13 protein-coding genes and 1 pseudogene are annotated in these 13,944 nt (G+C 28.5%); all 14 read right to left on the bottom strand.

All coding sequences use genetic code 11. From position 1 onward, the window contains the following. Positions 1-147 precede the first annotated feature (147 nt). On the bottom strand, positions 148-1,404 hold the full coding sequence (locus LQE93_RS07420) for a sensor histidine kinase (RefSeq protein ID WP_231072865.1): 1,257 nt from the start codon (positions 1,402-1,404) through the stop codon (positions 148-150). Next, on the bottom strand, positions 1,397-2,074 hold the full coding sequence (locus LQE93_RS07415) for a response regulator transcription factor (RefSeq protein ID WP_231072864.1): 678 nt from the start codon (positions 2,072-2,074) through the stop codon (positions 1,397-1,399). The genes LQE93_RS07420 and LQE93_RS07415 overlap by 8 nt, the downstream gene beginning before the upstream one ends. Before the next feature lie 12 nt (positions 2,075-2,086). Continuing rightward, on the bottom strand, positions 2,087-2,632 hold the full coding sequence (locus LQE93_RS07410; protein WP_231072863.1) for a DUF4342 domain-containing protein: 546 nt from the start codon (positions 2,630-2,632) through the stop codon (positions 2,087-2,089). A 149-nt stretch (positions 2,633-2,781) separates the two neighbouring features. Continuing rightward, positions 2,782-3,171, bottom strand: a complete 390-nt coding sequence (locus LQE93_RS07405) for a HEPN domain-containing protein (protein WP_231072861.1) — start codon at positions 3,169-3,171, stop codon at positions 2,782-2,784. A 300-nt stretch (positions 3,172-3,471) separates the two neighbouring features. After that, complete coding sequence (locus LQE93_RS07400; protein ID WP_231072860.1) at positions 3,472-4,008, bottom strand: DUF4342 domain-containing protein; 537 nt, start codon at positions 4,006-4,008, stop codon at positions 3,472-3,474. 283 nt (positions 4,009-4,291) lie between these two features. Then, a complete protein-coding gene (locus tag LQE93_RS07395) occupies positions 4,292-5,254 on the bottom strand; it encodes an acetylxylan esterase (RefSeq protein ID WP_231072854.1) in 963 nt (320 codons plus the stop codon). Between the two features lie 41 nt (positions 5,255-5,295). Beyond that, positions 5,296-6,834 carry a DUF4127 family protein gene (locus tag LQE93_RS07390; protein WP_231072852.1) on the bottom strand — a complete coding sequence of 513 codons (1,539 nt, stop codon included), beginning with the start codon at positions 6,832-6,834 and terminating at the stop codon, positions 5,296-5,298. 129 nt (positions 6,835-6,963) lie between these two features. Continuing rightward, entirely contained in the window at positions 6,964-7,770 is an 807-nt protein-coding gene (locus LQE93_RS07385; RefSeq protein ID WP_231072850.1) for a MurR/RpiR family transcriptional regulator, read from the bottom strand. A 171-nt stretch (positions 7,771-7,941) separates the two neighbouring features. Further along, positions 7,942-9,252 carry a PTS sugar transporter subunit IIC gene (locus LQE93_RS07380; RefSeq protein ID WP_231072848.1) on the bottom strand — a complete coding sequence of 437 codons (1,311 nt, stop codon included), beginning with the start codon at positions 9,250-9,252 and terminating at the stop codon, positions 7,942-7,944. A gap of 36 nt (positions 9,253-9,288) precedes the next feature. Next, entirely contained in the window at positions 9,289-9,954 is a 666-nt protein-coding gene (locus LQE93_RS07375; protein ID WP_231072869.1) for an N-acetylmannosamine-6-phosphate 2-epimerase, read from the bottom strand. A gap of 440 nt (positions 9,955-10,394) precedes the next feature. Next, a complete protein-coding gene (locus tag LQE93_RS07370) occupies positions 10,395-10,646 on the bottom strand; it encodes a kinase to dihydroxyacetone kinase (protein WP_055268047.1) in 252 nt (83 codons plus the stop codon). Positions 10,647-10,836: 190 nt separating this feature from the next. Then, positions 10,837-11,535 (bottom strand): hypothetical protein, encoded by a 699-nt coding sequence (locus LQE93_RS07365; RefSeq protein WP_231072846.1) that lies wholly within the window; start codon positions 11,533-11,535, stop codon positions 10,837-10,839. Between the two features lie 238 nt (positions 11,536-11,773). Further along, positions 11,774-12,661, bottom strand: a complete 888-nt coding sequence (locus LQE93_RS07360; RefSeq protein WP_231072844.1) for a PHP domain-containing protein — start codon at positions 12,659-12,661, stop codon at positions 11,774-11,776. An 11-nt stretch (positions 12,662-12,672) separates the two neighbouring features. After that, positions 12,673-13,854 (bottom strand): annotated as a pseudogene (locus LQE93_RS07355) (MFS transporter). Positions 13,855-13,944 lie beyond the last annotated feature (90 nt).

Here is a 13,944-nt window from a genome sequence, read left to right as displayed (position 1 = left end):
AATGCAAATCCTATTTGTTGCATAGGAATCACATTTTTTGTGAAGTTTTTCATATTATTACTATGCGCAAAAAAGGAAGTTCAAATTCGAACTTCCTTTTCTTTATCGGCAAATATCAATTTTTTTTTGATACAGCCCCTTCTAAATTTAACTATAAATTTGTGGTAAGTATACTGTTACTCTTGTTCCTATTTCTTTTCTACTTAAAACACTAAAGTATCCCTTATGATTATCAATAATCCATTTTGCTATAGATAACCCAAGACCTGTACCTCCATTTTTCCTAACTCTTGCTGTGTCAGCTCTAAAGAAACGTTCGAATATATGGGGTACATCCTCTGCATCTATTCCTATTCCATTATCTTGAACAGAAAAATAAGGTTCTCCTTTATGATTTCTTCCTACTTTAAGCATTATCTCTTCACCAGACTCTGTATATTTAGCTGCATTTTCAACTAATATCCTTGCTGTCTGCTTAAGTAATCCTATATCACCTTTAATACTTATATTTTCTGAATTAATGTAAGTATATATATGATTTTCATCTATCATTTTGGATTCTTCAAATACTTCACTTATCATATCATTAAGTAAGAATTCTGTCATTGTAAGCTGAGTTTTTCCATTAATACCTCTAGCTAGGAATAATAGCTGCTCAACTAGATTTTTCATATTTTCTGATTCAGACTTTATTGCCGTAATAGATTCTTCTAATACTTCTTCATCATTTTTTCCCCAACGGTCTAACATATTTGCATAGCCTTGAATTACAGATATAGGAGTTCTAAGTTCATGAGATGCATCGGAAACAAACCTTGCCTGTTGCCTATAAGAATCTCTCATTCTATCTAATAATTTATTTATTGCATCTTCTAACCCTTGAAGCTCACTATCTCCAATATGTATTCTTTCATCTGATGTTACTGGACTTATATTGGCTATAGCATCCTCAAGACTGTGGAATTTTTCTTCATCAAAAGCCATATTACTAAGCCTGCTTGCAGTTTCTGCTATATCATTAAGTGGCTTTAATCTCTTCCTAACTCTTGCTGTACCAAATATTATTTCTTCTACTAAAAATATTCCCTGAATTATTACTAATACTATAAATATTTTTCTTACAGTATATAAAAAGTTACTAGCATCTTTAACTAAGGTTTTTCCATTGTCCCAAATTACTGTGTAGGTAGCTGTTTCTATAGGATAAAAATCAATATGTCTTTGTGCATTTTGTACTACCTCTCCAAAAAAGCTCTTTTCAGAATCCATACACCAAAGAACTATTAATACAAACATCAAACATGCATTAAGTATAAGAAACTTCAAAAATAAATCTCTTACAGATATGGCATTAAGTTTTATTGCAATAGATGTAACATTTTTATTTTTCTTAACTTTATTCATCTTTAATTACATATCCTACACCACGTACCGTAGTTATTATTTTAGTCTTAAAAGCATCATCAATCTTTGTTCTTAAAAATCTTACATAAACATCTATCACATTAGTTTCTCCAACATAATCATAACCACATACTTTTTCTATAAGTACATCTCTAGTTAAAACTATATTTTTATTTTCCATCAATATTTGAAGCAAAGTAAATTCTCTATTAGTTAATTCAACCTCTGTATTATCATAAGTTACCTTATGTCTCATCTTATCTAAAGTTAATAACCCACACCTTAATATATCTTCTTTTTTAACAGTAACTACTCTCTTTTTAAGAGCTGTTCTTATTCTTGCAAGTAGTTCCTCTATTGCAAAAGGCTTTGTTACATAATCATCTGCTCCTGCATCAAGTCCTGATACTTTATCCATAACAGCATCTCTTGCAGTTAACATTATTACAGGAACATCAGAAGTTCTTCTAAGCCTTCTTAATACTTCAAGTCCATTTATCTCTGGAAGCATAACATCTAATATTACAAGGTCAGCTTCCCCACTTTCAGCAATTTCAAGCCCCATTCTACCATTGTTTGCTTTTATTACTTTATAGCCTTCATGCATTAATTCTAGCTCTATAAATCTAGCTATTTTTTCTTCATCTTCAACAATTAAAATTTTAACCATATATAAACCTCTCTATTTAAACTTCTTTTTTATATCTTGAGCTACTTTTAATAAATATCTAAAAGCTTCATTAACCTTATCTATTTTATCAGTATCAAATCTTTTTGATGAAAGTGAAATTTCTATATCAAAGAATAATGCTACTATAATTAAAGGTATTATCACCCAAAATGCAAAAAATAAAAGTACAACCACAACTGTAAGTGGTATTTTTACTAATACTCTATTACTTTTTTTAACTTGAAGAAATATATTATTTCCAGTGTCTATAACCTTGCATATCGCTTCAAAAATCCCTTCAAAATTATCTTTGCTTTTAGAGTTATCACTATTTATATTATCATCATTATTATGAGTTTCCTCATGTTCAGTATAACTCTCTCTATACTCATTTGAATAAAATATACTAACAGAAGGACTGTTTACTTTTCCATGCTTCTCTAAGTAAAGCATAGCCTCTAATATATCCCAATTACTATTTTCTAAAGCTATCTTAGCTTCTTCATAACTTATATTAGCTTTCTCCCTTAATCTATCTACTAATTTTAATTTGTCCACAAACACTCCTCCATAACTGAAAGTCCAAATCCCTGATTTGGTATCTTGAAGAACCTCACTTAATTATATCATATACCACAAATTTCCCATATAATGTTAAAGTCTACTATATATTATTCTACCTAAAAATAAAGGAACAAGTTTAACACTTATTCCTCTAATTCTTTTCTAATTACTTTTATCTCATTTAATAATTCATAAAACCTATCTATATATTCCTGGTATTCTTCATGGGTTAAAACTTCATAATCATCTGAAGCATATCTTCTACTGAAATAAAAATCCTTTAAATCTCTACATAAACTTTTATATTTTTTTAATTCACTATAGTCTTGTAGATATAATACCTCTAATAATTTTACTAGGTTATTTCCTCGTGAAATCATTCCATACTTTTTTTGTATTATTGCTTTTAAATTTTTCTCTATACATTGTTGGCAATGTACAAGAACTCCATCCTCAAGTCCTATATTATCTTTAGTAGAATCTATAAATTTTTCATCAATATCTGCAAAATAAAACATATCTCTTTTCACCATATTACCGCATCCTTATTCCACATCTATTTTCATATTTTTTTACCTATATATTTTATAAATAATCTATCCTTTACTGCATATATTTCTTATTTTTATTATATACCAGCAATATTTATTTATAAACACAAAGGCTAAAATATATTATATTATGACCTTCTGAGCGCACGGTCTTATGTTACTTTTCAAAAATTATGAACTGATATACTTCCTTTCATGAAAATCCCTCCAAAAGTTACTATTACATTATTATTTCATATATAAAAAAAGAGTCGTATAACACAACTCTTTTACTATTAAAGCTTAACTATCATAACCTTCTTTAAAATCCTTTTTGATAGTATCTGCTGACTTTGATACTTCTTCAAAAACAGTATTTACTCCATCATAATTCATGCTTGGACCTGATATTGAATACTTATATCCACAGAATAATCCTACTACTAACAATACTATAGTTGGCACTGATAAGAATATTAATAAAAGTAATGATATTGTTAATGATATTCTTATTGGTTTTTCATTAGCTTTTCTTATTTCAAAGAAATTTTCATTTCCCTTTTTTATAAACTTACCTAAGAATTTGAACATTCTTCCGATAACTTCACCAATACCACCAAACTTCTCTTCATGCTTTTTATTATCTTCCTTTTTCTCTTGCTCTTCTTCCTTTACTTCGATTATTGTAGTAGTTTCATTATTTTCTACTTTTCCTCTTCTCTCTAGGTAAATTATTGCATCTAAAAGATCCCAATTACATATTTCTAAAACCTCTTGTGCTTCTTCTCTACTTACATTAGCTTTTCCCATTAATACTTCGATCATTTCATTTCTTTCCATAATATATAACCTCCAAAAATTAAGTTGCTCCTACAAATGTATATTAATAGTGAGCTTCCGTTTCTTACTATGGTTATATAATACTTTTGGAAAATTAATCTTAAATATAAGAAAGATTAAAATTAGATTAAAAAATTAATTTTATTAATTAATTTAAATGTATTAATTATAATTTAATATAGATTATCATTAAGAATGTAAATATAACGACTATTACTACCTATATCACTTTTAAAGTGAAAAACAGAACGTCTATTTTTACGTCCTGTTTTCTCTACATTACCTATAGATATTTATTTATAAATTTTAATTTTTCTTCTTCTTGTTGATTGAAGCCACCGTGGGCATAATTAGGATAAACCTTAATATCTTTTATACATGTCATGTTATTATATGCTGCAAATGTACCTGATGGAGGACATACATTATCCTCTAATCCTACACTCAACAATGTTGGGCATTTAATTCTTGTAGCCATATTTACACAATCTATATAACTTAAAACTCTGTATACTTCATTTTCAGTTTCATGTAGTGGATCTTGTAACTTAAAATATTGACTTATTTCATCATAAGCACTTCCATCTGATACTTCCACTGACCTTTTAAAGTTACATAAAAAAGGTATATCACTTAAAGCAATTTTAACTCTATTATTAAGTGCTGCTGTTGCTAAAGCTAATCCCCCACCTTGACTTGCACCATCTACTATTATTCTATTAGGGTTTATTGAATCTAATTCCACTAAGGCTTCTACTGCTCTAAAGCAATCCATATATACATAGGAATAGTAATAATTGTCCTTATTAACTATACCTTTTGTTAACCAACCAGCTGCACCTCCATTTTCATAAAGATTATGATCTGGTGAATTTACACTTTGTCCTCTTGTAGCCATCATTAATACTGGTATACCTTGAACAGTATATTTAAATGCATTACTTGGTTTTAAATTATTATAATTATATCCATGGAACATGACTACTGCTGAAGTATCTTGTTGTATAATTTCTGGAGTAACATATATACACTTAATTTTAGTATTTCTAAAGCCATCAAACTCAATATCATATACTTTTACATTTGATGTATAATTAAACTCTTTATTTAAACACTTAGAAATATTTAGTGGTTGTTTCTTAGACTCCTCAATTCTATTGTCCCAAAACTCATTGAAATCTTCTTCCATGGTGGAAGGTGGATTATACTCTTTTAACTCTTCAATTGGAAAATCTACTAGCTTCATATTCAATACCTACCTTATATAAAAATAATCTAATATTATATTTATTCTACGTTAACTATAAACTCAAGTCCTCTCATTCTTTTAAATGGAGCTCTAACTTCCTTAACATCTATATTTTTATCATTATAAGAATTCACAAATGTTGTATCTATTTTATTCTTAACTTTAACCTTAATAAGTTCCATAAGTTCATCTTCTTTACCATTAAAGTCAGAAAATGATCCTCCCCATTCCTTTAACTCATTAAACTCTATTGAAAGCATTACTTCCGTTTGATATGCCCAATCAGAGGCAAGTCTCCTTACCTTAAAGTTCTCAATCTTTTGCTTTTCCTTACCAAAATACGAAAATGTCATTGCTGCTAAAACAGTTCCTAAACTATTACAGCAAGTGTTCCATCCAGCATATCCACTAATTCTTTCTAATAATTTGTACTTATCAAGATACTCTATTAACTCTTTTTCTCCTCCATTACTAAATGCAACATCTAATACCGATACTTCTTTATTATCATCTAAAAATTTGTTTATTTTTTTACAAAACTCTGGAAAATTTCTATATCTATAATAGCTTATATCTTTTCTTTGACTCTCATCATTTAATCCATAACTTATTTCATAAGCCTCTTGCATCTTAATAGGTGCACCATTAATAGCTAATACTGCATCTGCTTTATTAATACTATCTACTATATCAATTCCACATGCTTGAGTATGAGAAACTAAACTATATTGAAAAGGTCTATCTTCATAATTAGGAATAATATTTTTAAAAGCCTCTGTAATATAGTATGGATAAATAGAGAAATCTCCTTTTTTATCTAAATAGGCTCTAGTTATTAATGTACATCCTGATTCATCTGTACCTGGATGTAAAAATACTTTATCTGCAATTCTTAACTTAGAAATCTCATAATATACTTTCTTTTGATCCATAGCTGTAAATCCAAATTCAGATGCATCATCTTGTGGAATAATTAATATATCTATGATTCCTTCTTTTACAAGCTCCAAAGCATATAGAATTACACTTATATTTTTATTTCTTCTATTAATAAAATCCTTTAAATAATCCTTATTTAATCTTTTATCAATTTCATTAAACTCTCTTTCTTCTTCTAATGATAATCCTACTCTAGCTTTTTTATCTAAAAAATGTCCGTACTTGAATATATCTAATCCACAGAAAGCGTAATAATCCGGTTCCTCTTCAGCTGAATTATATTTAGGCGTTCTTAATATTAAATTAGACCCATAAATTTTACAATCTGGATTCATATTTTTTATCTCTCTTAGGACATCTAATCTTACTTTTAATTCTTCCACTGAATTATTATGCAATCTACTTGGGAATAGCCCCCCATAAACTAACATATCTAAAGAAATAATAAAAGCATCTGTATTTGCTGCATTTTCTAATATATACTTTTTTAAATAGTCTAAATCAGCTGGATTCTTTCTTAAACCTAATAATTCTTTATTAGGCATCTTTATACTTACGTCTTTATCCATTGCAACTATATCTTCTAAAAATTGATAATTATATGGTCTTATATCTAATGGTATACCTGTAAATCTCATAATAATGTCTCCTTGCTTTTTATTATATATTTCTTATGCCCTAAATATTATTACGATAGTTATAACCATAAAAATACAAGTAAACCCCTAAAAAATAGGAGTTGCATAAAGCACCTCCTATATATTTCGTTAATTATAAGAACTAAAATTCTTTTCTTTATAGGTATTTACTCTTTCACTATCTATCTTTAATAAACTATTGCAAATTTGCTCTATAATAAATATCTGAGATGTAAGAGTTACTAATGTAGTCCCAGTTTCCATTACCTCTTTTGATGCTGATAATAATACATAATCACTCAAATCAGCTAATGGTGATGGATTATAGTTGGTTATTCCAACTATAGTAGCTCCATTTTTCTTAGCTATTTCTATATTTTTTAATGTTTCTGTAGTTGAACCAGAAACAGATAACCCAATAACAACATCATCTTCACTAACTAAATTAGCCTTTAATAATTGAATATGTTTATCTTCAAAAGAATAAACCTTATATCCTAAAAAGGATAATCTTATCTCTGCAGCTTTTGCACAAAGGCTTGATAATCCCAGTCCATAAATAAATATATTGTTTGCTTTTTTTATCTCTTCAGCAACTTTATTTATAATATCTAACTCTTGAACTTGTAATGTATGTTCAAGCATAGTTGACATTTCATTGAATACTTCATCTTCAACTTTAGTTTGCTTTATATTCTTCTCTTCTTGAACTATACCTATGATTTCTCTCTTAAATCCATGGAACCCATTATATCCTAGCCTTCTACAAAAACGTAATACAGTTGCTTCACCAACACCACAATTTTTAGCAACCTCTGTTACTGACATATAAGCAATTTTATCTATATTATTTAATATGAACTCTCCAACTTTTTGTTCTGATTTAGTTAATGAAGAATATGTGCTTTTAATCTGAGTTATAACTTCTATGCTCATTATTTAATCTCCTCTTTAAAAGTAATAGAAATAAATTATTAATTCTTTCCTATTTTACTCTCAAGCACTTTATTATTGCAATATTTTACTATTATTTATTTGCATAATCCTACTAAATTATATTGATTATGGTGGCTTTATATATTTATAAAACCACCATATTATTATTTACTAAATATTATTTATCTCTTTATCAACTGCAACTTCATTTATTTCCCTATTAGCTGCAATTACAAATGGCATATATAATACAACAGAAAGAACTATTAGTAGTGCTGATAATACTGCCGCCTTCCAATCTCCTCCTGTAGCTAAATATGCTGAAATTATTGGTGGAGTTGTCCAAGGAACTGCAGCAATTGTTTTTTCTATCAATCCTGCTGCTGTAGCTAAATATGCAATTATTAAATTTACTACTGGTACTAACACTAATGGAACCATAAATATTGGATTAAGAACTATTGGTAGTCCAAATACAATTGGTTCATTTATGTTAAATAAACCAGGAACAACTCCAAGTTTTGCTATACTTCTATGATCTTCTCTTTTAGAAGCTATAAATATAGCGATAATTAATCCTATAGTAAATCCACCACCACCTGAGAAACAAAAAGCATCTACGAAAGGTTTAGTTACTATATTAGGTATTGCAAGTCCTGCTTGAAGAGCATTCATATTCTCTTGAATAGCAGTCATATAAGTAGGTTCAGTTATTGGACTTAATATAAATGCTCCGTGTAAACCAAAGCTCCATAAAAGATTTTGGAAGAATAATATCATTACTATTCCAGGTAATCCTTGGAATACAGCTTGTAATGGTGTTTGAATTATTTTATTAATAATTTCATAAACATTCATTCCTAAGAATTCTATACATAGGAATGATACTAAAGCAAACACAATTAGAACAATACATGCTGGAATTAAGATATTGAAACTTTTGGATACAGCAGGTGGTACAGAATCTGGCATTTTAATTTTAAGCTTATCTTTCTTGCTTAAAACCTTTAAAAGTTCAGTAGCTAAGATAGATCCAATTAATGCAACAAAAAGCCCTATAGCAGATGTGTATGTTTCTGAGAAAACACCACCAATACTTACATCACCTGAAGTAACTGTAGTTGGCATTAAAGCTAATACAGCTGCAACTGCTATAAACCCTGTAGATAAGCCTTCAAGGTTATATGTTTTTGATAGCTTGTACGCAACTCCAAATGCTAAAAAGATGGATAAGAATCCTAATGTTCCATAGTAAACACTTAATCCTATTTCTTTATACCTATCAAAATTGCCCAAATCTTTAAGTAATCCATTTCCTGAGTCTAAAATAACATTATTAATAAGTACAAATAATGACCCCACTATAACTAGTGGCATTACAGCAATAAATCCATCTCTTATTGCTACAAGATGTCTTTGGTTAGAAAACTTTGTTGCTACTGGTGCTAACCACATAGCAATTTTTTCTGAAAATTTTCTCATTATTATTTCCCCCTTTTATTAATTTGTATTAAAAATTTAATTAATACCTTTTACAAACCTCTCCGTAATTTGTTTTGGCCTAGTTATAGCCCCTCCAACAATTATTGAATATGCACCAAAATCAAAAGCCCTTTTAGCATCCTCTGGAGTATTAATTCTTCCTTCACAAAAAACTGGAACTTGTACATCTTTTGTAAGATTATACACTAACTCATAATCAGGTCCATTTAATTTTGGTGAATATGGTGTGTATCCTGATAATGTAGTTGATATAATATCTACACCTAACTCTGAAGCCTTTATTCCCTCTTCATAAGTAGATATATCTGCCATAACTAATCTTCCATTAGAATGTATTACTTCTATTAAATCAGCTATATTTTCATTATTAGGTCTCTTTCTATTAGTGCAATCTAGTGCAATAATCTCTGCATCGGTCTCTAGTAATTCATTAACTTCTCTACTACTAGCAGTTATATATATATCTGAATCATTATAATCTCTCTTTATTATTCCTATTATAGGTAAGCCAGTAACTCTTTTTATTTCATTTATATCTTCTACCCCATTTGCTCTTATAGCTACAGCTCCACCTTCTTTAGCAGCTAAAGCCATTCTCCCCATAATAAATGAAGAATGTAGCGGTTCATCTTTTAACGCTTGACAAGAAACTATTAATTTTCCTTTAAACAAATTCACCAACATTTTATCCCTCCCATTTCTCTTCACTAATATTGTATACCTTTCCATTATTTTCTGTCAATAATTTTTCATATATTTTTTATTTTTGGAGATTATCCTCCACTTTATTGTATAATGCATATCTTTTAGCTATATTCCGAAACCAATCCTCTATTTTAACTATTATTTAGACAAAGAAGGTTGTACCAATACAACCTTCCTTTATTACGCTAATAATTTAATTAACTTAAAACACTAATTCTATTATTTTACTTATTATTAAATAGAACAGTATACCAGCAAAAAACCAACATACTGACTTTAATTTTTCCTTCATACTCCACATCCCCTATAAACTCTATTTACTACCCACTTATTAACACTCATCTCTTTTTACTATAAATATAAAAACTGCATAGAATAAATTTCTATACAGTTAGTTATTCATCAATATATTTATTTTACCCCTTAAGTCCTTTTGCTTGTCGCTCCATATTTTCAACAACAACATCAAATATTTCACCTAATGAAGCACAGTATTCAAGTAACTTCCATGGTGTATTAGTATGGAAATGAATCTTAATTAATTCATCATCACCAACAGCAAGTAAACAATCTCCTTCAATATTTGCTGTAATATAATCGTTAATTTCATCTTCTGAAAGGTTATTCCCCTCTATTAATAATTGAGTATCAAATTTATATTCAATCATAATCTACACTCCTTTTATCATCATATCTACAATACAATGCCCTTTTATTTTATTTTTATTTAATTATACAATATAATTCTATTATTTTACTTACTATAAAATAGCACAGTACACCAGCAAAAAACCAACATACTGACTTTAATTTTTCCTCCATAATTTTTCTCCATACAAACTTACTTTAATAATATAATTATCTAACATCATATTTATAGTCAGATACTGAACCCTCAAAAATAGCTTCATCTTTATCATTAAATAATATATATTCAAATCCCTTTATCATATACGTAGAATTATTACTTTCTTCTGTTCTTAGTAATTCTTGACTTACATATATGGTTTTATTCTCTTTTGGATGTACTATATATTTTTCAGGTAAAGTTACATAGTCTTCTTTTATATCTGACTTTATTGATGATGGTGTTTTAATTTTTATGTAAAATTCTTGAGTTTCATTGTTGCAATTTTTTATGTATAATCTTCCATCTATACTTACTGTTCCATTTCCTTTATTAAAATTCATATAACTATTTTCTCTATCAAGATATATTGCATTTAAATCTTTATAAAATCCTTTGTAAATTTGAGTACAGTTTGTCCAAAGCGTAGGAAAAATACTCATTAATACAATAGTTGAAATAAACCTTCTAATAGGAGTCCTAATTAATCTATTTTCTTTAATTTCATTAAGCTTATATAAACAATAATAAATTCCTCCAATAACTATAAAACCTGAATAATAAAATACCCAATTTTCTCCGCTAATAGGCTTAAATATCCTTTGAATAAATACCTCTGGCGAGTTATTACTGTTTCCCATAAAAATAAACATTATTCCTAGACCACAAAAACATAGTATTCTTTTTTGTCCACTTGATAATTCTTTCAAAAAATTCCCCCCAATCAAAACATATTAATATATACTTTATTTAATAAAAAATATGTATTAACAAGAACTCCTATTACTCCAATTCCACATAAGCTTCCCGTAAGTAAGATTCACCCACTTTATCACTTCTCATAACAACTTTATTTATATTATACTACATAATTTTGGTAATAAATAAAAACTGCATAGTTTTTATTAACTACACAGTTTTAAAATGAAAAAATATAATTAGTATGCTTTATAGTTTAATTTTTTTACTTAACTCATTTATTAATTTTTCTTCATTATCTTCACAGCTTATTCCACCAATACTTATACTTGGTTTTGTCTTACCATGAAAATCACTTCCACATGTCATAATCAAGTTATTATTTATTGCAAAATCTTTATAAAAAGCTGTTTGCTTTTCATTATGATAACTACTATAAACCTCTAATCCTTTAACTCCTGCTTTAATAATTTTTTCTAATAAATCTTTATTTTCTTTTACATTATTGCCTGGGTGAGCAAGTACTGGAATTCCTCCGTTATCTTCTACCACTTTGATAGCTTCTTGCAGAGAAATAAATTTTACTTCAGCATATGCAAATTTTCCCTGTGAACAGTAATCCCAATAAAAATTAACATAAGGATTATCACTTCTCAGTCCACCTTCATAGTATGGCTTAAGTAATTTATTTTCTTTATTTTCATCAAAAAGCATTGCAGCTTCAGCAATCATTTCTCCATTGACTACTCCGTTTTTGGACAGGCTATCTATTACTGAATCTTCAAAATTTATCCCTAGCTCTCTAACTAATCTAATACGTTCTTTAGATGCCACTTGCTCTTGAGATATTATGTTTTCTTCTATTCTTTCAAAATCATCACTTTTGTAATCTACGTTATATCCCAAAAGATGAAGATTCACTCCATCAATAGTACAATCTAATTCTATTGCAGGAATTATTGTAATATCTTTATCATCACAATATTCTTTAGCTTCAGCTACACCTTTTGTTGAATTATGATCTGCTATTGCAAAATACTTTACTCCCTTTTCTAAGCATAGTTCTGCTATTTTTTTTGGAGAAAACTCCCCATCATCACTATAATTTGAATGCATGTGTAAGTCTATATAACTCATAATTTCTCTCCTTATACTTCTTGTATATTTTCACTACATCTACATACCTTACTAACTCTTTCTGATGTAGCTAACATAAGTATCATCAATATTATTAAGAAATATGGTAAAATGTTAAACCCTAAAACTCCAGATAAAAATCCAAATATCGGTGGTACAAATGTACTTCCTACATAAGCTGTAGCCATTTGAATTCCCATTATTCCTTGAGATAATTCTTTACCAAATCTATTAGGAGTTTCATGGAGCATAGCAGGATATATTGGTGCACATCCAAGTCCTATTAATATTAATCCACATAATTGTAGACTATTAGAAAATGGCATCATAAGTGAAATAGCTCCAATAATACATATAACTTGTCCACTTCTTATCATCTGCTTATTATTTAGCTTAATAGCAAGAAAACCTGATAAAAATCTTCCAACTGTAATTCCTAAGTAATATAATGATACCCATTTTGCAGCCTTCTCTGCTGATAATCCATTATTAACAACAAGAAATGAACTTGCCCATAATCCTGTTGTTAATTCTATTGCACAATAGCAGAAAAATGATATAAGAGCTGGTTTTGCTCCTGGTAATTTTATTAAAGTAGATACCTTTACCTCTACATGAGTATCTTCATCATCATTATCCTTTACCTCAAACTTTTTTCATAATGGCAATGATGCAAATAAACATATAACTAATACTGCTTGAATAATTCCTATAGTTAAATACCCTAATCTCCATCCATTTTCTTTTAACAAATATAATGACATTATGAATGGTCCAGCTGTAGCCCCTATTCCCCAGAAACAATGAAGCCAGTTCATATGCTTTGCTTCATAACGTAGTGCTACAAAGTTATTTAATGCTGAATCTACTGCTCCTGCTCCTAATCCTAGTGGTATTCCAAGTATACATATCCATATAAAACTAGGTGAAAAATAAATTCCTAAAAGAGCTGCTGCTGTTAGAAATACACTAAATGTAGTTACTTTTCCTGTTCCAAACTTTTTAATAACCTTTCCACTAAAAAAGCTTGAAACTATAGTCCCTCCAGCAACTATCATAGTAACTACTCCAGCATAGGACATAGGTACTCCTAAATCTTGATGCAATGTTGGCCAAGCTGATCCTAATATTGCATCTGGTAGGCCTAAACTAATAAAGGCAATATAAATAATTACTAATAATACCGTTAACATATATAATCTCCCTTGTTCTCATCTATTTTTTATAACATTGTTTACATTATAATAATATTCCATATAATAGATATATAATATAAAAATTAA

It is taken from the genome of Clostridium sp. NSJ-145, from assembly GCF_021044725.1.
Classification (GTDB): domain Bacteria; phylum Bacillota; class Clostridia; order Clostridiales; family Clostridiaceae; genus Clostridium; species Clostridium disporicum_B.
Note: the sequence above shows the minus strand (reverse complement) of the source record. Positions and strands in the feature narration are given on the sequence as shown.